Genomic DNA, 20,072 nt, shown 5'->3' on the forward strand with positions numbered 1-20,072 from the left:
TCACACCAGGATGAGCTCCTCGTCGACCTCTTCCGGTGCCTGGCCGGTGGAGGAGACGTCGCCCAGCACGCGCCGGGTGCGCATCAGACGCTCGTCGCTCAGCTCGGAGACGAGCACCAGGATCTGCGGGTGGCTGGAGATGAGCGCATCGAAGTCCGCGCGCGGCAGCCGCAGCAGCGTGGTGTGACGCGCGGCCGTCACCGTCGCGGTGGCGGGCGTCTTCTGCAGGAGGGAGATTTCTCCGAAGAGCTCGCCCTCCTTCAGCCGCGTCAGCAGGTGGCCGTCCTTGCTGACCTCCACCTCGCCGGACAGCACCACGTAGAGGCCGTCCGTCTGGTCTCCGTCGCGGATGATGACCTCGTCGCGCTCGACGTCGCGCGCGCGGAAGCGCTCCACCAGCGTGCGCCGGTCCTTCCGGTTGAAGGGCCGGAACAGCGCGGAGGTGTTCATCACGTTGGTCAGCAGCCGCTGCCGGCAGAACTTCTTCAGCGCCTGCGCCACCAGCGGGTAGCTGCGTGACAGCTCGGCGAGCACCGGCGCGGAGATCTCCAGGAGCTGCGTGTCCTCGGACGCACCCTCGACCGAGGCGGTGCGCGCCGCGCCGGACAGGAGCGCCATCTCACCGAAGCAGGCACCGCCCTCCAGCGTGGCGAGGTCCTGCCGCTGGCCGTCCTCCATCCGGAAGACACGCACGGTGCCCTCGCAGATGACGTAGAAGGCGTCGCCGTGGGTGCCCTGCTCGATGATGCGCTCGCCCGGACCGAAGCGGCGCAGCGGGCAGCGCTCGAAGAGCTCGATGAAGGCGTCGCGGGGAAGGTCCGAGAACAGCGGCACGGTGGGGAGGTCGCTCAGCGAGCGTCCGTCGGCGCCGACCTCATCGGTGAGGCTGTAGACCTCTTCCTCTTCCGGGCTCGAGGGGATGGCCATGGCGGCGCGCTGGCTCAGCCCGGCCTGCGCGGCGAGCTCCACCGCGTGCAGCAGCGAGTCGCCCTCCAGCTCCAGCTCCGTGAAGGTCGAGGGCCCGCCCGCTGCTCGGAGCGACACGCCGAGCTCCGGTGACAGCTCGCGGAGCGGAAGCGCGGTGGCTCCGGCGGGAGCCTGCGGCTCGGCACGGCGCGGGCGCAGGCCCGGAGGCGCGGAGGAGCCGCTCGTGGGAGCGGGCTCCGTGGGGCTCACGGTGGGTGATGCTGCATTCGAGTCGCCGATGGGCGACGAGAGGGCCTGCCACTTCCCACTGGGAGTCCGCACGGGCGGCGCCGATTCCACGGGGGTATTGCTCGGTGGCGGCGGGGACTGGAGCGCGGCTGGAACGGCCATGCGCTGGGATGCGCGCGGCGCCAGACCCGGAGGCAGTGACGACGGCGCGGGACGGGCAGCGACAGCGGGCTGAGCAGGCGTGCTCGCCGCGGCAGGCACACTGTCCTTCGGCTGGGCAGCGACCGTCGTCGGCGCAGGCGCACTCGTCGCGGTCGGGGCACCGCCCTGCGTGGGCGCGGCAACAGAGGGCTGCGCGGCCACCGGAACAGGCACGCTCGCGGGCTCGGAGGACGGAGCCGCGCTCACGACGGGCCCGGCTTCTTCCACCGGCTCGCCCATCAGGATGGGCTCGTCGTCAACCTCCCCTTCGGCGTGCGCCTCCCCGGCGTCATCCGACAGCCCCACGCTCACGGAGTGGAGGACCACCTCCTCCGAGCCGGACTGCGCCCCCGTCTCCGGAGAAGCGTCCACGTCCACATCCAGGTCGATCTCCGCCACCGCCGCCCGTACCTCGGCGGGCAGTCGGGACGTCGTGACGGGCGCGGGCGTCGGAACCGGCGCCTCGGACAGCATGCTGCCCATGGGGCCACGGGCCCTCGCTCCGGCCGGCGTCCCCCGGCGCGCGTACAAGTCCGCGAGCATCTGCTGCACACCGCGATGCGCCGGGTCCAGCTCGAGGATCAGCTTGCTCGCGGCGATGGCGCGCGGGAGGAAGCCCTCCTTGGCGAAGCCCTCGGCGGCGGACTGGTACGCGGAGATGGCGCGGTCTCGCTGACCGGCCTTGGCCCAGGCGTCCCCCGTGCGCAGGCGCGACTGGAGGTCCTTCGGGTCGGCCCGGCAGTACTCCTCGTACAGCTCCGCGGCTTTGGAGAAGCGGCCCTTGGTGAAGGCTTCGGTGGCCTTGTCCTTGAGCTTGCGCAGCTCCATTAACGCGCCCCCCCGGCGGCGGTGCCGTCCTTCGTCAGCGCCGCGCCCGCGGACTCGCGGACGGAGCGGAAGTAGTCCCCCTTGAGCGCGGCCAGCGAGTCGGCCTGCGCGGGGGTGCCAATCTTCTTCAGGGCCGAGGCCGCGGCGGCGCGAATCTCCGGCAGGTCGTGGAACAAGTCCCTCGCCACCACCTCGGCCGCCTGCGCGTCACCGATGGCCCCGAGCGCCAGCAGCACGTCCCGCCGCGCCACGCTGTTCGGCTCGTCCAGCGCCTTGATGAGCGTGGGCACCGCGTCCTTCGCCTGCATCCGTCCGAGCAATTCCGCCGCGAGCGCCGCCTCCGGGCCGCCCTCGCGCACCACCGTCTGCAGGGCCGCCGACGCCGAGGCCACCGGTACGCCCGAGCCCCGCGTGAGCGCGTCCAGCACCAGCAGCTTCTCGCTGCCCATCTTCGGCAGCAGCTCCATCAGCGCCGCCTGGCCGGCCTCGCCCGACTCCGCGAGCGCCTGGGCCAGCGTCTTCTGCAGGTCTCGCTCGGGCTCGAGCAGCCCCGCCTTCGCCACCTCCACGCCCTCGGGCCCCAGCCGCGCCAGCCCGACCAGCGAGGCCACTCGCAGGGGAGTGCTCGCATCCTGGCTGTAGCCCTTGAGCAGTTCCAGCGCTCCCGGGGCCTTCAGCGTGCCCAGCGCGCGCAGCACCGTGGCCAGCGGCACCAGGCGCTCCGCCTCCACGTCGTCGTACAGCTCGGTGGGCACGCGGTGCTGCACCACCGACTGTCCCGCCTCCTTCGCGCGGGCGGCGTTGAGCGCCTTCACGCGCTCGAAGAGCGTCGCGTGCTTGGCGGTCCGATCCGCGTCGGCCGCGGCGCCGTGGGCATGCGGCTCGGAGGGCGAGGTGGCCGGGTCGAAGCCCGGGCCGTAGCGCTCCGGCAGCGGCTGCGTCACCCAGTCGGCGCGCAGCGCCTCCAGCCCCTTCACCTCCTGCTCGTACAGCTTCTGCAACGCGGGGACGGAGGACGCATCGCCCACCGCCGCCACGGCCTCCACCGCGAGGTTTCGCAGCGAGGTGTCCGGCTGGTTGAGCCACGGCGTCACCTTGGCCAGCAGCGGCTGCGCCGTGGGGCCCAGTCCGATGACCGCCTGGAGCCCGCTGGCGGCCGTGGCCGGGCGGGCCAGTCGCTCGCCAATCGGGTCCACCGGGCAGCCACCGCGATCTCGCATGCTCCTGCCGGCGTCCAGCGCCTCGGAGGGAGCGCCGTCGAGGACGATGGCGCACAGCGCGGCGCTCGTCTCCGGCGCGCGCGGGAAGGCGAGGATGGCGTCGAGCGCCAGCGGACTCACCGCGCTCTTCTCCACCGCCACCGCCTGGAGCCGCTGCGCGACGGCCGGGTCCTGCAGCTTCATCAGCGCGGTGATGGCGGACTCGCGCAGCTCGGGGAAGCTCTCGTCCAGCAGCAGGGCGATGGGCCCCACCGCCTGCCTGTCCCCAGCGTCGCCCAGGCCCCGCACCGCCGCGGCGGCGAGGATGACCTGGCTGTCTCGCACGAGGGGGAGCAGCCGGCTCACGGCCTCCGGGCGCCCACTCTTGCCCAGCTCCTCCGCGGCGCCCACGCGCTCCGGGAGCACGCCCTCGGTGAAGGCGAGGAGGTTGCGGTCCCACTGGGCCTTGGCCTCGGCGGAGACGACCTCCGCCATGGCGTCGGGGACGTTGGCGTTCTTGAGGGCCTGGACGATGACCTGACGCGTAGCGCGGCCGCGGCGGCCGTACTGGAGCGTGAGGTACGCCTTGGCCTTGTCGTTCTTGACCTTGGAGAGCGCCATGGCGGCGCGCCCCTGGACGTCCTCGTCCGCGTCCTCAAGCAGCTCGCCGAGCAGGTCCACCACGCGGGGGTCCTGGCTCTCCCCGAGCGCCACGGCGGCCTCGGCCCGGACGATGGCGGCCAGGTCCTTGGCCGCCCGGGTGAACAGGACGAGGTCGTCCGCGTTGCCCTGCCCCGCCAGCTTCTTCACGGCGAGGGCACGGACCTCCGGGCGGGGACTCTGGAGGTCGGCGAGCAGCTGGTCCCGGCTGCCGTTGCAGCCGAGGACCAGTGCCAGGACGAGGATGAAGGGGCGCGCGCCGGTTCGCATCGGTCTCCGCTGCGGGAAACGGTGGAAGAGTCGGCGCCCGTTATACCACCGCGCAGGTTCTCAGCGGGGACGGCGGGGACCACCCTTCGGAGGGGGTCGGCCTGCCCCGCCCCCTCGGGGGCCTCCACTGCTGCTCCAGCCAGGCTTCCCGGACCGCTCCTTCTTCTTGCTCCAGTCCTGGAAGCCGCCGGACTTCTCGCCGCCTCCCCTCTCGTCGGAGGGGCCACGGCGGCCGGCACGGACTACGCGCTCATTGGGATTGCCGCGCGAGTCGGTCGGGCTCCACTCCTTGCGCTCGGGACGGCTGCCTGCCCCCCGAGCACCCGCGCCACCCCTGCCCCGAGGCGCACCACCCTCGGCGCCTCGCGGCGACCACTCCTTGCGCTCCGGACGGCCCGCGCCTGCTCCACGGGGACCGGACTCCCGGCGCTCCGGACGCCCCGCGCCACGAGGGGCACGGCCTTCGTCGCTGCCGCCCCACGCCTTGCGCGCAGGACGGGCTGCGCCACCAGCGCCGAAGCTCCGGCCACGCGGCCGGTCCTCGCCACCAGCGCCACGCTCCGGACGACCCGCGCCGCCGACGCCGTAGCCACGAGCACGAGGCCTGTCCTCACCACCCGCGCCACGCTCCGGACGACCCGCGCCACCGAAGCTGCGCGCACCACCGGCGCGCTCGGGACGGCCGGCACCACCGAAGCTACGTGCACCACCCGCGCGCTCGGGACGACCCGCGCCACCGAAGCTACGCGCACCACCAGCGCCACGCTCGGGACGGCCCGCGCCACCGAAGCTACGCGCACCACCGGCGCGCTCCGGACGGCCTGCTCCACCGAAGCTACGCGCACCACCCTCGGGACGGCTCCGGGGCGCTCTGCCCTCGTCGCCGCCGCCAGACCACTCCTTGCGCTCCGGACGGCCCGCGCCACGGGGGGCACGGCCCTCGTCGCTGCCGCCCCACGCCTTGCGCGCCGGACGAGCCGCGCCAGCCTCGTCACCACCGGCGCCCCACGTCTTGCGCACCGGACGAGCCGCGCCGCCCTCCTCGCCGCCGCTCGACTCCTTACGAGCCGGACGAGCCGAGCCACCCTCTTCGCCACCCCACGCCTTGCGTACCGGACGAGCCGAGCCGCCCTCTTCGCCGCCCCACGCCTTGCGCGCCGGACGAGCCGAGCCGCCCTCCTCGCCGCCGCTCCACTCCTTGCGAGCCGGACGGCCCGCGCCGCCCTCGCCACCACCCGCGCCCCACTCCTTGCGCGCCGGCCGGTCCGCACCAGCCGCACCGAAGCTCTTGCCACGCGGCCGGTCTTCACCACCCGCGCCGAAGCTCTTGCCACGCGGACGGTCTTCACCACCCGCGCCGAAGCTCTTGCCACGCGGCCGGTCCGCGCCACCCGCGCCGAAGCTCTTGCCACGCGGACGGTCCTCGCCGCCGGCACCAAAGCTCCTGCCACGCGGACGGTCCTCGCCGCCGGCACCGAAGCTCCTGCCACGCGGACGGTCCTCGCCGCCGGCACCGAAGCTCTTGCCACGCGGACGGTCCTCACCACCCGCGCCCCTGGCCGCGTAGCCACGGCCACGCGACTTGTCCTCACCACCGGCGCCACGCTCCGGACGCCCGGCACCGAAGCCACGGCCACGCGGCTTGTCCTCACCACCCGCGCCACGGCTCCGGGGCGCGCCCTCGTCGCCGCCCCACGTCTTGCGCACGGGACGACCCGCGCCCTCTTCCGCACCGCGCCCACGGCCGAAGCGAGCCAGGCCCGCGCCACCACCGGCCGCCGGCTTCCGCTCACGCTTCTCGGGACGCGAATCCATCGCACGAGCAGCCCTGGCCGCCGTGCGCGCCATCCCGGGCGCCGCCTTGCGAGGCGCGGGCGACTCGTCGTCCATCGACAGCTCTTCCTCGTCCCCTTCGAAGCCCGGCGCCGCGCGCCCGTGCCGGCGCGGAGGCAGCTTCAGCTCCACGGCGGCGGGCTGAGCCCGACCGTCGGACACCGCGTTCAGCTGCTCCACCTCGCCCTTCTTCAGCGAGCGCAGCTCACCCGGGCGCATGCCCTCCACGCCGATGCCCGCGTACGCCGGACGGAACAGGCGCACCACCGGGTGGCCCACCGCCGCGCACAGGCGCTTGATGAGGTGCGGCCGTCCTTCGGCCACGACAATCTTCAGCCACGTGTTCCGCTCGGCCGCCTCGAACACGTCCACCGACAGCGGCGTGGCCATGCCGTCTTCCAGCCGCACACCACCGCGCAGCTTGTCCAGCGTGGCCGCGTCCGGCGCGCCCTTCACCTTCGCCAGGTACATGCGCGGCACCTGGAAGCTGGGGTGCGTCAGCTTGTGCGCGAGCGCCCCATCGTTCGTGAACAGCAGCGCGCCCTCGGCGTCGTAGTCCAGCCGTCCCACCGGGAACAGCCGCTTGCCCGTCTCCTCGATGTAGTTGGCCACCGTGGGCCGGCCCTGCGGATCCGACAGCGTCGTCACGACGCCAATCGGCTTGTAGAGCAGGTAGTACGAGGACTCATCCGGCGGACTCACCAGCGTCCCGTCCACCGCGACCAGGTCCGTGCCCGGTTCCACCCGGCTGCCCAGCTCCGTCACCGTCTCGTTGTTCACCGTCACACGACCCGCGGTGATGAGCTCTTCTGCGTGCCGGCGCGAAGCCACTCCCGCGCGGGCCAGATACTTCTGCAATCGTTCGGCAGCCATCTATGCCTTCTTCCGTCATTGCCCGTTACTCGGGCTTGGGCCCCTCTTCGCCCATCACGGGCTTCGGGGGCGTGTCCAGGACGCTGGAGCTGACCTTTTGTGTCCGGTCCGCGGCCTCCATGGCCTCCTCCAGCTCCTCCAGCGCGGCCTCACTCGCCGCCGCGCTCTTCTCCATCCGCTTCGTAAAACCGGGGTCCGCCAACGTGTCCACGGTCCCCGCCGCAGCCGGCGCCGGCTGCGTCTCCTTCTCCACGATCTCCCGGTGCTCCTGCGTCAGCTCGTGGAACTCACGAAGCGTCGGCAGGGCCGAGAGGTCCTTCAGGGCGAAGAACTCCAGGAACTCACGCGAGGTGCCGTAGAGGATGGGACGCCCCACCTCTTCGCGCTTGCCCAATATCTTCACCAGCTTGCGGTCCATCAGTGCCTTGAGGACCGCGCCGCAGTCCACGCCGCGGATGTCTTCAATCTCCGGCCGCGTCACCGGCTGCCGGTACGCGATGATGGCCAGCGTCTCCACCGCCGCGCGCGTCAGTCGCTGCGGCTTCACCCGCAGATAGCGCCGCACGTACTCGCCCGAGTGCGGGTCCGTCCGGAACTGCCACCCCCCGGCCACCTCATACAGGACAATCCCGCTGATTCCGTCACGGTGAATGCCGGAGAGCTGGTTGATCGCCTCGGCGATGAGCGCCCGGTCGATGCCGGTGGCCATGAACAGCTCGTCCACCGACAGCGGCCGCTCCGCCACGAAGAGCACGCTCTCGATGACGGTGCGGATGCGATCCGCCGACAGCTTCCGGCTCTTGGTGATGAGCTTCTCGAAGGACGTCTCGAGGTCCGGAACGGTGTCGTCCGAGTCCTCTTCAATCGCGACGGCTTCCACTTCGTCGAGGTCATCCGCCGGGCCGGGGCCGGTGACGGCGGCGATCTCGTCCTCGGAGAACGGGCCGGGGCCTCCGGGCGTGCCATGGGCGGGCGTCTCGTCCTCGGGGCCGTTGCTACCGATAGTCACTGTCGTCGACCTCCGTGGGGGCCAGCTTCTCCAGCGCGTCCCCGTTGGGCAGGAGCAGGATGGGACCGAGCGGCTCGTCCTGCACCACCCGGATGAGGCGCCGCTTTACCATCTCGAGGATGGCCAGGAAGGTGACGACCACCTCCTGCCGCGTCCGCGTCTCCTGCTCGTTGAACAGGCTCTCGAAGAGGACCTGTCCGTGGGGCCGCAGGCGCTCGATGATGCGGAGGATGGCCTCGGAGAGCGTCACCCGCTCGCGCACCACCTCGTGCTGCAGCTTGGGCGTCAACCGCTCCAGCACCCGGTCCAGCGCTTCAATCAGCTTGAGGACGCTGAACTCCTGGAGGCCCACCTCCTCCTCGGGGATGGGCACCGCCTCCACCGGCACGTTGCGGGTGAAGACGTCGCGGCCGAGCAAGTCCTGCGCCGCGAGCTGCTCGGCGGAGTCCTTGTACTTCTGGTACTCCAACAGCCGCCGCACCAATTCCGCTCGCGGGTCGCCCGCCTCCTCGATGGCCGCGAGCGCCTCCGCGCCCTCCTGCACCGCCGCCACGTCCGTCCGGGGCAGCAGCATGCGGCTCTTCAAGTGGGCCAGCGTGGAGGCCATCACCAGGAACTCACCGGCGATGTCCAGGTTGATCTCCCGCATCTTCTCCAGGTGCTGGAGGTACTTCTCGGTGATCAGCGCCAGGGGGATGTCGAAGATGTCGACCCGGTGCTCCTTGATGAGATGGAGCAACAGGTCCAGCGGACCCTCGAAGTTGGGCAGCGCGACGCGGAAGGCGTCACCCGGGCTGCGGGGCGACTCCCCATCACCGAGGCCCTCCTCGGCCGATGCGCGGCGGCCCTCACTCACCGGAGGTCCTTGGGCTGCCTTCGAAGGTGTGTGAGGGACGGCTCGTCATCGCGCAAAGGCCCGACTTTCCTTGGCCTGAGGCGCGAGTCGGGGGGACACACCTCCTTAGCAGTGCCCCTCTGGTGGGTCAAACAATCGGCAGTGAAAGCCCGTTCAGTCACTCCACCTCAGGGGATGCCCACGGCGCGGCGGACCTTGTCCATCAGCCGGGTCGCCTCCTCGCGGGCGCGGTTGGCGCCGTCCTGGAGGATTCGCTCCAGCTCGGCCGGGTCGCCTGCCAGCTCGGCATACCGCTGGCGGGCCGGGCCGAAGGTCGCATGGTAGGCCTCCAGGAGCTTCTTCTTGTAGTCGCCGTAGCCCTTGCCGCCCGCCCTCCAAGACGCGTCCACGTCGCGGAAGTCGGACTCGGGCAGCATCACCTTCAAGAGGTCGTAGAGCGGCACCTCGGAGCCCTTGCCCCCCTCCGCCTGCTCCGTGCCCCCAGCAGACTCGGCCCTGGGCACCGGCTTGGGCGCCTCCACCGGTGTGGAGTCCGTCTTAATGGACATGATGCGCTTCTTGATTTCCTTCTCGTCCCCGAACAGGTCGATGGTGTTCCCATACGACTTGGACATCTTCCGCCCGTCGATGCCGGGCACTGTCTGGGTGGAAGCCTGGATGCGCGCCGAGGGCAGCTTGAGGATGCCGGGCGCGTGGCCCCGCTCCTTGCCCTCCGGGTCGGCCGGGTCGTACCCCGGCACGTACTGCACATTGAACTTCACCGCCCAGTCGCGGGCGAACTCGATGTGCTGGATCTGGTCCTTGCCCACCGGGACGGCGTCCGCGCTGTAGAGCAGGATGTCGGCGGCCATCAGCACCGGGTACGCGAAGAGACCGAAGTCCGGGCTCTTTCCCTGCGCCACCTTGTCCTTGTAGCTGTGCGCCCGCTCCAGGTGGGCCACCGGCGCGACGACGCCCAGCAGCCAGTACAGCTCGAGCACCTCTCTCACGTCGCTCTGGCGGAAGAGCACCGCCTTCTTCGGATCCAACCCGAGCGCCAGATAGGACACCGCGGCGTCGCGCGTCAGCTCCAGAGCCCGCTTCGGCTCCCTCACCTCGTTGAGCGAGTGGTAGTTCGCGATGAAGTAGTACGACTCGGCCTCGTCCTGGAGCTGCACGAACTGGCGAATCGCGCCGTAGTAGTTGCCGATGTGCAGCTTTCCGGACGACTGGACGCCTGAGAGAATCCGCATATCGATTCCGACTCGAGTGACGGGTGGTGGACGCGGCTGGTTCGCATACCCGCCGCGACCCTGCAACCTTCCGTTGCGGCTGCGGAGCTTCCGTCGCCTTCTCGAAACCCACACCGCCCTTACGTGAAATTTTGCGCCGGGCCGGGAAATTCCCAGGAAATCCGGGTACTTGCAATGAGGGGACGGTGGGTGGGACGATACCCTGGTAGCCCCCCCTGCGAGCACGCGCGGGCACTTCGAGAGCTTCACTCGGGAGGACGCACCGGCATGGAGTCATTCAACGGGAGTCTCGCCAGCTATCGCCTGCAGATGGTGATGCCACCGCTCTTCACGGGCGCCGGCGTGGACGGAACGCTGCGGGTGGAGCGCGGTGCCGTCCGCCGGTGCTTCCAGGTGAAGGACGGCTTCCTGGTGGGCGAGAGCTCGAATGACCCGCGCGAGCACCTGGCGCAGGTGCTCGTGAATCTCCGCATCCTGGACGCGCCCCGGGCGGCGGCGGCCTTCGAGGCGGCCGAGGGGGCCGGCGTGCCCTACGGCACCTTCCTGGTGCAGCGCTGCTTCGTGGAGCTGCCCCGGCTCATCGAGGCCATGGAGCACAAGGCGCGCGAGGCGATGTTCGACTGCTACGCCTGGGAGTCGGGCGAGGTGGAATTCACGCCCGGGCTGCCGGCGATTGGCCGGGCGGTGGGGCTGAAGCTGCCCTTGTCCACGCTGCACCGGGACGCGGTGTCGCGGCTGCGCGAGTGGGCGGTGTTCCGCGACATCTTCCCCCGGCAGGACGTCACGTTCCGCGTGTTCCGCGAGTTCGCGGTGGAGACGTTCTCCGAGGAGGAGGACGTGCTGCTGGACCTGGCGTCGGCCGGCGCCACGCTGGGCGAGATGCTGGCGAACACGAGGGAGGGGCCGCTGTTCGCCGCGCGTTGGGTACTGCACCTGTACCGACGTGGAGCCCTGGCGCCGCAGCGGCCCAAGGGCCCGAAGCTGGGCGAGTCCGCGGAGCTGGCCGAGCTGCTCAACCTGGTGAAGCGCTTCCTGGAGTCGGGGAAGTACGACCACGCGGTGGCGCTGGCGGCGCAGGTGCTGGAGCGAGGCCCCGTGCCGGAGGCGCATGCGCTGTACCGCGAGGCGGAGGTGCGGCTGACGCTGGCGCTGAGCGATGAGTTGTTCGCGCTCGACGGGCGGCTCGTCTTCGAGCCGATTCCGCGCCCCACCCCACCGGACCTGACGGCGGATGACCTGTACCTGTATTCGAAGCTGCGGGGCAGCCGGAGCATCCGGCAGGCGCTGCGCACGGCGGCCATGGGCGAGCTGGCGGCGTCGCGCTCGGTGCACCGGTTGATGGCCTCCGGCCTCATCCACGTGGCCTCGCTGCCCGGCAGCGAGCGCGCCGGCACTCCGCGGCGCACGAGCACGGACCCGTTCGGGACGCCGGTCGTGGGCGTGGGGACCTGAGCCCCACCTGACGGGTGAGACGGAAAGGGCCACCCCCGGCGTGCGCGGAGGTGGCCCTTCCTCATTCAGGCCTGGCGTTGGCGGCTACTCCTTCGCCGTCACACGCCACGTCACGCTCTCGGTGCTGGCACCCTTCCCGTCCTCGGCGATGACCTTCCAGAGGTAGTCCCTGCCGGGCGCCAGCGTCACCGTCCTGGCGGTTTCGCGCGACGGCTTCGAGTCGCACGTCTGGAAGGTGAAGTCCTCATCCACGCTCCAGACGCAGTGCCGGTAGAGGACGGTGTCCTGGTCCTTGTCGAAGGTGCCCTCCCACTGGAAGGACATCGTCGCGGAGGCAATGGCCATGTCCCTCGGGAACACCAGCCCCGGAATGCCGGGCGCGTTGTTGGCTTCGATCGTCTCGGACTCCACGAACGTGTGGGCGAAGATCGGATCGCCCGTCCCCGCCACGTCCTGCGCGCACTGCAGGAGCCGGTCCTGGTTCCTGACGGCCCGGCAGATCTCGAAGGCCTGCTCCATCGGAATCGACGGCAGCGCGTCCTTGACCGGAACCCCGACGGGCGCCTTGTTCACCTTGCACGCGTCCGCCTTGTACTCCGGCCATTCCTTGATCGTGTACGAGTCGGTGGAGAACCCGGGCAGGTAGTCGAACAGCGACGTGGCGTTCGTCACCCGCCAGGAGTCCTCGAACTTCTCGTACAGCTGGATGTAGCGCTGGTACGGGTCCGTCGGGCGAGGCCCCAGCTGCGTCCCATCGGAGAGCGTCGGCAGCCAGTTGCCCAGGGCGATGGGACCGAGGATGCCCTCCGTGGCGCGCGCCTGCTGCACGCTGACGTTCATGTAATAGACCTGATAGTACGCCCAGAAATCGACGGTGATGATGATGCGCGTCCCACCGGGGCCTTCGATCTGGATGCCACCCTGCGAGGGCGTCCGGACGATGCGCCCACCGCCGGGCAGCAGCAGCTCCGTGCCGAGCTGCACGGGCTTGCCATTGACGCGCAGCTCCAGCCCCTCTCGCCACTCGGGATTCAGGTGGTACGTGATGCGGTTCTGGCCGACGCGCACCGCCACCGCCGTCATGATGCTCACGCACGAGGTCAGCCCGGTGTGCGCGTCCGGACCCACGGGCCCTTCGGTCTGCACGGGCATGTGCCGCGCCTGGATCTCCATCCCCGGATCACGCAGCAGCACGAACTCGCCCGCGCTCTGGAAGTCGTAGCGCACGCCGTCGATGGTCGTCAGGTGCGGGTCACCCCACGTGGAGGGATTGCCACCCACGATCCAGCGGCGAATCGTGTCGATGTCCGCCTGGCTCAGCGGGGGCCCGCCACACGGCATCAAGCCGCCCGGGCAGGCTTCCGTCGCGGCCGTGATGCGGGTGTACAGCGGTCCCGTCAGGCTGGCGGCCCGGGCCAGGGCATCGGCGTGCGGCGCCGTGAGCGGATTCACGAGCAGGCCGGACTGGTCCTCGGCGAGGTTCAGGGCCGTCCCGTAGTTGGAGTACGGCGGATAGTTGAGCCCGCCGTGGCACTCGACGCAGCTCTTGTTGAAGATGCGCTGCACGTCCGTGTACGTCGGCACGGCGTTCGCCGGAGGCAGCGAGGCCAGCGTGGAGTTCACGTACGGAATCAGGGCGCTGCAGGCGTAGGGGAACACGAGGCCGGGGATGGGGTCGGCGGTCAGGTTGGCCTCGAGCGCGTTCCGGAGGGCGGTCGTGTACGAGGGGAAGATGTCGGCGAAGGCATAGGTGCGCGACCGGCCGCGCACGCCCATGGACCACTTGTCCACCGAGATACCGAACGGCTCGAGGAGATAGCGGTACAGGGCCATGGGCGTCGTGTTCTGGCTGTAGATCTCACGGTCCACGAAGATGCCGCCCATGAACGTCGCGTCAGCGCCGCCGGCATCGATGATCCGGCGGAACACCTCGCTCCGCAGGCGGGGGAACGAGGCACTCGTCCCCGCGGTGGTCGCGGCGCCGTACTGCGGGACCAGACCGTTCACCGCGGGCCCGCTCGTGACCACGTACTGGTCTCCGTTCCGGTCGAGGTTGAACTTCTGGATGTCCACCTTCCGGCGCGGCACGCTCTTCTCGCGGATGTCCGTGTCGGTGCGGATGGCGTTGATGTTGTTGCCGCCGTGGCGCGCCGTGAAGAAGGTCTGATCGAACGTCAGGGCCCCGAAGGAGCTGGTGACCACGCCCGCGCCGATGCTGAGGCAGTTCTTCGTGATGGCCAGGGCCACCGGCCGGGGGTCGATGAACACGTTGCCGGTCGCCCAGCGGTGGCTCGCGATTTCATCCGCGACGCGCCGCTGGTTGAGGTCACCGTCGAGGCCGCCGAGCAGGTCGAACAACTGGACGCCGCGTCCCTCGCCCGCGGTGAATCCCGAGTGGTGGAACAGCGTGATGAAAGTGCCTTGGCGAATGACGGAGCTGGTCGGACCCGAGGGGGCCGTGTTGTTGAAGTTGTACGCGGTGGAGATCGCGGGGGCGGAGCCCACCGGGGCCGGCTCGGCCGAAATCGGAGCCGACGCGTCGAACGAGAACTGGGGCGTGCCGTCGCCCGCACCACCGCGGAAGCGGGTGATCTTGTCGGCGGCGGGCAACCCGCCCAGCGGGGGCTGCAGGCGCAATTGCTCGACCAGGGAGCGGATGGCGTGGTTGTTGCGCCACGTCCAGGGGTTGTAGAGCTTGCGGTACGCGGCCGTGTCCAGCGAGCCCTGATACAGCCGGTCCCGGTTGAACGGCATCATGCCGCCCCAGCTGTCATACGGGTCCCAGTTGGGCTTGTTCTTCGTCTTGATGACACCCACGGGCAGGCCGTCCGTGCCCGGGAGGGTCGACCGGTTGAGCACGTTCCGCGTCGAGTGACAGCTCGAGCACTTCAAGTCGTCGACTTCGATTTTACGGACGCGCGGCGGGATGGCGCCCATCGCGGGGATGGGCTTCAGGATGATTTCGTGGAAGCGGAAGTTGTTCGTGGCCGCGTCCCACTGCATGTACTCGATGACGTCCGGATGCGAGCCCGGGTAGGCGGTGTGCTGCATGGGCCCGATGGAGAAGACGGACTTCGCGTTGATGCTCGACAGGAGGATGCGCGGGTACTCGGCGGTGCCCGTCTGCAGGCTCTCCGAGCGCGTCATCATGATGGGGCTGTACTTGAACGGGGCGGGCAGCGCGGCGACGAACTTGGCCACGCTGTCGACGCCGGGGTTGCCGGAGAGGTACGTCTGGATTTCGGCGGCCGTGATGTTGGTCGGGTCCGCGGCCGCGATGGTGGGGACGGGGGTCGTGAGGTTGAAGACCGGCCTCACCGACTTCGCCGTGGCCATGTTCAGGGTGCAGGTCAGCGCCATGCCCGTGCAGTCCGAGGCGGGCCCGGTGGTGGCTCCATCGGCGTCGGTGTCCCACCCACCGAAGGTGGACAACGCACCGGGCGTGGCGGTGAGCGTCACGGTGACGGACCCATAGGCCTCGTCACAGTCTCCGCCCGTGTCGCTGCAGGTGATGGTGCCCGGCGCGGACGAAGTGATCGTGCCGGAGCCGAGCCCCATCGTCACGACCTTGAGGGGGGCTGCCTCCGCGGTGAGCGCGAACAGCGAGGACGCGACGAGCAGTGCGCCCACGCCCAATCGACGGTGGATGGGTGGAAAAGCGGGAATGAGTCTCTTGAGTCTCATGCGTTGAGCTCCGTGGGGGTGTGCGCCCATGTCCCTGTCGTGCGTGCGCGTTGGGGCGGGCCCGAATGCTGCAAAGGCGCGGCCGTGCCGAAGCGCGCCGATACACCGTGCGACGCACGGCGGCATGTAGCCCCGAGGGTTACAACGGCTCGTTGGAAGTGACCTCGAGGGCCACAGGTGCCTGCCGCCGCGTGCCGCGCTCTACGCTCCCGCGTCGCTCAGCCGAGCCGCTTGCGTGATGAGGTAGTTGCGCTCCGGAATGCTCGTCGTGCGGCCCGCGGCCTTGCGGTAGTGCGCGATGGCCGCCTCCATCTCCCCTGCCCGCTCCAGCAGGTGCGCGCGAACGGCATCGAGCCGGTGATGCCCCGCCAGGCGCCCATCGGCGTCGAGCGCCTTCAGCAATTCGAGCCCTGCGTGCGGCCCGTGCACCATGGCCGTGGCGACGGCGTGGTTGAGCGCCACCATGGGGTTGTCGGACATCCCCATCAGCACTTCGTACAGCGCCAGGATCTGCGGCCAGTCCGTGTCCTCGGCGCGCGCCGCTTCGTCGTGCACGGCGGCAATGGCGGCCTGCAGCGGGTACTCCCCCACCGCGCCCTTCGACAGCGCCGTGGTGACGAGCGCGACGCCCTCGGAGATGGCCTGCTGATTCCACAGGCTCCGGTCCTGCTCGGGGAGTGGAATGGGCATCCCGTCCGGCGCGGTCCGAGCCTCGCTCCGGGCATCCGTCAGGAGCATCAGCGCGAGCAGGCCCATGATGTCGCCATCGTCGGGCAGACGGGAATGCAGCATGCGCGTGAGACGGATCGCCTCGCTGGACAGGTCCGTGCGCTGCAGCTCGGGGCCGGAGCTCGTCGTGTAGCCCTCATTGAAGATGAGGTAGAGCACGTGCAGCACCGCGCCGAGCCGCTGCGCGGTCTCCTCCGGCGTGGGCAGCTGGAACGGGACGCCGGACGTCTTGATGCTCTGCTTCGCCCGGCTGATCCGCTGCGCCATCGTCGCCTCGGGCACGAGGAACGCCCTGGCAATCTCGGCCGTCGTCAGGCCGCCCACCGCGCGCAACGTGAGCGCGATGGCGGACGCCAACGTGAGCGCGGGATGGCAGCACATGAACAGCAGGACGAGCGTGTCGTCCCGCCCCTCCGCCTCGTCGCTGTCGGCGGCGAGCACGAGCTGCAGCTCCGGCGGCACGAGGCTGACCACCAGCTCCTCGCGGCGGCGCCGCGCTGCCTCGGCCCGGACGTGGTCGGTGATGCGCCGCGCCGCGACTTGAATCAGCCACGCGCGCGGATCATCCGGCACGCCCTCGCGAGGCCACTGCATGGCCGCCGCGAGCAGGGCTTCCTGGACCGCGTCCTCGGAGGCCGCGAAGTCGTGGAACCGCCGGATGACCACGCCGAGCACCTGCGGCGCCAGCTCGCGCAGCAGGTGCTCGTTCCGGGTGTCGGGTGACGAGGGCCTCACGTGCACTCAGACGGGCGGCGCGCTCATCACCTGCCGCACCTCGATGGCCATGTTCATCGGCTTGCCGCCAGGGCCGGGCGCGGCGGACGCCTCGGCGGCGATGGCGTAGGCGCGCTCGGTGCTCTCGACGTCCACGATCCAGTAGCCGACGATGAACTCCTTCGACTCGGCGAACACGCCGTCGGTGATGGGCTTGCCGTCGCTCCCCGCGCGGATGACCTTCGCCTGGTCGGGCCCGGCCAGGCCCTCGGCGGCCACCAGCTCGCCCGCGGCGCCGAGCTTCTTGGCGAAGTTCTTCATGAACTCGATATGCGCCTTGAAGTCAGCCTGCGACCAGCTGGCGATCTGGTACGGCCCCTTGCCCGGGTGGTTCATCATCAGCATGTACTTCATGGTCGACTCCCTTTCGGTACCAGCGCCCCGTCATCGAGCGCGCTGTCATGGGTATGTCGAAGCCGGGCGCGCGCTCTCTACATGCCCCATGACGATTCTTTTTCGGCCGATTTTCCCGCACCCCAAGCCCCTGTAACCACTGGGCTTTCCCGGCTACGACGCCGTCTTCCGCTTCTTCGGCTTGGGGACGAACACGTCGCTGCGGGGATGGAACTCGTCGTACACGGAGCGCAGCCGCGCGCTGTTCACGTGGGTGTAGATCTGCGTGGTGGCCAGGTCCGCGTGGCCGAGCATCTGCTGCACGGCGCGCAGGTCGGCCCCCCGCTCCACGAGGTGCGTGGCGAACGAGTGCCGCAGCTTGTGTGGCGACAGCGGCTTGCGGATGCCCGCCTTCAGCGCGTACCGCTTGAGCAGCTTCCAGAAGCCCTGCCGCGTGAAGCCCCCGCCGCGAGGCGTGACGAACAGCGCCTTCGACTGCCGCTTCCCGATGAGGGCCGGCCGGGACATCGCCAGGTAGGCCTGCACCTTCTCGATGGCCACGCGGCCCAGCGGGACGAGGCGCTCCTTGGCGCCCTTGCCCTTCGCCACCAGGTAGCCCGCGGTGAGCTGGATGTCGTTGAGCCCCAGGCCGCACAGCTCGCTGACGCGCAGGCCGGTGGCGTACAGCACCTCCAGCATCGCCTTGTCGCGCAGGCCCGTGGACGTGCGCTCGTCGGGGGCGGACAGGAGCTGCTCCACCTCCTCCAGCGTGAGGAACGAGGGCAGCTTCCTGGCCGAGCGCGGCGTGTCCAGGTCCTCCGTCGGGTCCTTGTCGGCCATGCGCTCGGCGACGAGGAAGCGGTGGAAGCCCCGCAGCGCGGCCAGGTGGCGCGCCTGGCTGCGCTTGCCCACGCCCCGCTTGCCCAGCGCGGACAGGTGCGCGGACACGTCCTCCTGCTTCGCCCGCGTCACGTCGTCGAGGCCGCGCGCGCGCAGGTCCTCGAAGTACACGGTGATGTCCGCGGCGTAGGCGTCCACCGTCTTGCCGGACAGCCCGCGCTCCGCGCGGATGAAGGCGATGAACGCGTCGAGCAACCCTTCCATGGCCGCCACCGTACCGGAGGCCCACGCCGAGGCAACTCAGCGTCCCGCGGAAGCCCGCCTGGTGGACAGGCCCCACGAGGCCCACGCACCCGCGAGCTCCGGCGTGCGAAGCCGCGACCACCGTGTCAGCTCACCGCCCCACCCCACAGGCCCCGGCAACCGAGGGCTCATGCACCGTCTCAGCTTCGCCGCTCCGCCCCACAGGCCCCGGCACGCGGAGCCCCCTCCACCGTCTCAGCTCCGCGGCTCCGTGGCCCCACTCCCCGAGGCCGCCTCCAGCGCCTGCACCACCCACGGCCACCCCACCAGGATGTTGCCGGGCGAGCGCAGGCACGCGTCCGCCACGGCCAGCACCTCCGCCGGCCGAGAGCGCACCGCCAGCGCCAGATGCCGTCCCAGGAACGGGTGCGGCAGGTAGCTGAGGTTGTGGTGGCGCACCGGCACCCAGCTCAGCGTGGGCTTCCCGGTCCACCGCTCCACCGCGTACGCCACCGCCGACGCCAGCACCTCCAGCGCGTACAGCGGCAACCGGAAGGCGCACACCAGGAAGGCCACCAGCGAGCTCGCGGCCACCGCCCCCGCGAAGGACATGTTGGACGCGCCGCTCCACACCAGCATCGGAATCACGCTCGTGAAGATGGCCGCCACCTGCACCCGCACCACGGACGGGCCGCGCCCGCCGGAGATGCTCGCGATGCTGCCCGACGCCAGCCCCGCCACCACGCCCAGGCACGTGCCCATCGCCATGCCGGCCCCGCCGCCCAGCAGCGGGCCGAAGGCGCCCGCGGCCGTGGCGTGCAGTCCCACCAGCATGGACAGGCTCGCCAGCGAGCCCAGCAGCACGCCCGACGCCAGTCCCGACACCAGGGCCAGCATCAGCCCCGCCGCCGAGCAGCACAGCGCCGACAGGCCCCACCCGCGCTGCAGTGGAATCCCCGCACCGAAGAGCACCAGTGCCAGCACGCCCGTCATCAGCGGCGAGCCCACCACCAGCACCAGCAACAGGCGCTTCACGTAGAGCCCCGCGGCCCTGCCACCCTCCGACTGCTCACGCCAGAGCTGGCCGATGCGGCCGCCCGGCACGCGGATGCCCGCGGCCCTCAGCCGGTAGTGCAGATCCACCGGTCGGAAGAGTAACAACAGTAACAACTCGAGCAGCCCAGGTACCTGTTCCGGTGCGTCCACGGGTCCTGGCGCTGTTCCCCCCTGTGCCAAGCGTCCCCCCTTCGTCGGTCAATCCCCTAGCCTACCCTTGCCTTGCCTCAGGATTTCAAGCGTATCGCCGATGAGTGAAATCACCGTGGAGGGCTCGTTGAGTGTCACGCCCCCGTCAAGGATGAGGTCCAGGCCATGTCCGAGCTCGGCCTTGATGTCCTTCGCGTCGGTGAGCGGCACACCCTCCGTGTTGGTCGCGGACGTGGTCACCAGAGGGCGGCCCAGCAGCCGGGCCAGCTCGCGCACCAACGGAGCGTCCGGCACGCGGATGCCCACCTGCTTCTGCTTGGACATCATCAAATCCGGCACCAGCCGCGTCGCCTCCATGATGAAGGTGAACGCACCCGGAGTGAGACCCTTCATGGTCCGGTACGCGAAGTTGCTCACGTGCGCGTACTTCGCCACGTCCGACAAGTCGGGGCACAGGAAGGACAGCGGCTTCTTCTTGTCGCGACCCTTGAGCTGGTACAGCCGCTCGATGCCCTTCTTCGAGCTCAGGTCACACCCCAGGCCGTAATACGTGTCCGTGGGGTAGGCCAACAGCCCGCCGCGCTCGAGCACCTCCACCGCGCGCTGCAGGTGGCGCGGTGACGGGTGCTCCATGTCCACCTCGAGGATGGGTGCGGCCATGATGTCTCCGTGTCTCCAGTAGCTGCCCGGTCAGA

At 70.5% G+C, this 20,072-nt stretch carries 13 protein-coding genes; 1 reads left to right on the forward strand and 12 read right to left on the reverse strand.

What is annotated here, in order from left to right; translation table 11 throughout:
* From G4D86_RS25500 to trpS, 6 genes are all read right to left on the reverse strand, one after another.
* Positions 1-2,184, reverse strand: coding sequence for a cyclic nucleotide-binding domain-containing protein (locus G4D86_RS25500; protein ID WP_163996622.1), 2,184 nt, complete (start codon positions 2,182-2,184; stop codon positions 1-3).
* On the reverse strand, positions 2,184-4,313 hold the full coding sequence (locus tag G4D86_RS25505) for a HEAT repeat domain-containing protein (protein WP_163996623.1): 2,130 nt from the start codon (positions 4,311-4,313) through the stop codon (positions 2,184-2,186). Before G4D86_RS25505 ends, G4D86_RS25500 begins: the two co-directional genes overlap by 1 nt.
* A gap of 60 nt (positions 4,314-4,373) precedes the next feature.
* Positions 4,374-7,019, reverse strand: a complete 2,646-nt coding sequence (locus tag G4D86_RS25510) for a pseudouridine synthase (RefSeq protein WP_163996624.1) — start codon at positions 7,017-7,019, stop codon at positions 4,374-4,376.
* Positions 7,020-7,044: 25 nt separating this feature from the next.
* Positions 7,045-8,028 carry an SMC-Scp complex subunit ScpB gene (scpB, locus tag G4D86_RS25515; RefSeq protein ID WP_163996625.1) on the reverse strand — a complete coding sequence of 328 codons (984 nt, stop codon included), beginning with the start codon at positions 8,026-8,028 and terminating at the stop codon, positions 7,045-7,047.
* Positions 8,015-8,884, reverse strand: coding sequence for a segregation and condensation protein A (locus tag G4D86_RS25520; protein WP_163996626.1), 870 nt, complete (start codon positions 8,882-8,884; stop codon positions 8,015-8,017). Before G4D86_RS25520 ends, scpB begins: the two co-directional genes overlap by 14 nt.
* A 167-nt stretch (positions 8,885-9,051) precedes the next feature.
* Entirely contained in the window at positions 9,052-10,116 is a 1,065-nt protein-coding gene (gene trpS, locus G4D86_RS25525) for a tryptophan--tRNA ligase (RefSeq protein WP_163996627.1), read from the reverse strand.
* Positions 10,117-10,383: 267 nt separating this feature from the next.
* On the opposite strand from trpS, the gene G4D86_RS25530 reads away from it, so the two are divergent.
* The gene (locus tag G4D86_RS25530; protein WP_163996628.1) at positions 10,384-11,568 is read left to right on the forward strand and encodes a DUF4388 domain-containing protein; all 1,185 of its coding nucleotides are present in this window, start codon (positions 10,384-10,386) and stop codon (positions 11,566-11,568) included.
* A gap of 84 nt (positions 11,569-11,652) precedes the next feature.
* Here the strand turns inward: G4D86_RS25530 and G4D86_RS25535 are convergent, their stop codons facing one another.
* The 6 genes from G4D86_RS25535 to G4D86_RS25560 all read right to left on the reverse strand — a co-directional run bounded on the left by G4D86_RS25535 (position 11,653) and on the right by G4D86_RS25560 (position 20,037).
* Complete coding sequence (locus G4D86_RS25535; RefSeq protein WP_163996629.1) at positions 11,653-15,252, reverse strand: VWD domain-containing protein; 3,600 nt, start codon at positions 15,250-15,252, stop codon at positions 11,653-11,655.
* 201 nt (positions 15,253-15,453) lie between these two features.
* Entirely contained in the window at positions 15,454-16,716 is a 1,263-nt protein-coding gene (locus G4D86_RS25540; RefSeq protein WP_163996630.1) for an RNA polymerase sigma factor, read from the reverse strand.
* A gap of 6 nt (positions 16,717-16,722) precedes the next feature.
* Entirely contained in the window at positions 16,723-17,109 is a 387-nt protein-coding gene (locus G4D86_RS25545) for a YciI family protein (protein WP_163996631.1), read from the reverse strand.
* Between the two features lie 153 nt (positions 17,110-17,262).
* Positions 17,263-18,192, reverse strand: coding sequence for a site-specific tyrosine recombinase XerD (xerD, locus tag G4D86_RS25550; protein WP_163996632.1), 930 nt, complete (start codon positions 18,190-18,192; stop codon positions 17,263-17,265).
* 234 nt (positions 18,193-18,426) lie between these two features.
* On the reverse strand, positions 18,427-19,407 hold the full coding sequence (locus G4D86_RS25555) for a hypothetical protein (RefSeq protein ID WP_163996633.1): 981 nt from the start codon (positions 19,405-19,407) through the stop codon (positions 18,427-18,429).
* An 18-nt stretch (positions 19,408-19,425) separates the two neighbouring features.
* Entirely contained in the window at positions 19,426-20,037 is a 612-nt protein-coding gene (locus tag G4D86_RS25560; RefSeq protein ID WP_163996634.1) for an L-threonylcarbamoyladenylate synthase, read from the reverse strand.
* Positions 20,038-20,072: the final 35 nt, after the last annotated feature.

It is taken from the genome of Pyxidicoccus caerfyrddinensis, assembly GCF_010894405.1.
Taxonomy (GTDB): Bacteria; Myxococcota; Myxococcia; order Myxococcales; family Myxococcaceae; genus Myxococcus; species Myxococcus caerfyrddinensis.

Coding starts and splice junctions, on each gene's coding strand:
- G4D86_RS25545 (WP_163996631.1), bottom strand. CDS start 17,109: ATGAAGTACATGCTGATGATGAACCACCCGGGCAAGGGGCCGTACCAG.
- trpS (WP_163996627.1), bottom strand. CDS start 10,116: ATGCGGATTCTCTCAGGCGTCCAGTCGTCCGGAAAGCTGCACATCGGC.
- G4D86_RS25510 (WP_163996624.1), bottom strand. CDS start 7,019: ATGGCTGCCGAACGATTGCAGAAGTATCTGGCCCGCGCGGGAGTGGCT.
- xerD (WP_163996632.1), bottom strand. CDS start 18,192: ATGGAAGGGTTGCTCGACGCGTTCATCGCCTTCATCCGCGCGGAGCGC.
- G4D86_RS25535 (WP_163996629.1), bottom strand. CDS start 15,252: ATGAGACTCAAGAGACTCATTCCCGCTTTTCCACCCATCCACCGTCGA.
- G4D86_RS25500 (WP_163996622.1), bottom strand. CDS start 2,184: ATGGAGCTGCGCAAGCTCAAGGACAAGGCCACCGAAGCCTTCACCAAG.
- G4D86_RS25560 (WP_163996634.1), bottom strand. CDS start 20,037: ATGGCCGCACCCATCCTCGAGGTGGACATGGAGCACCCGTCACCGCGC.
- G4D86_RS25530 (WP_163996628.1), top strand. CDS start 10,384: ATGGAGTCATTCAACGGGAGTCTCGCCAGCTATCGCCTGCAGATGGTG.
- G4D86_RS25505 (WP_163996623.1), bottom strand. CDS start 4,313: ATGCGAACCGGCGCGCGCCCCTTCATCCTCGTCCTGGCACTGGTCCTC.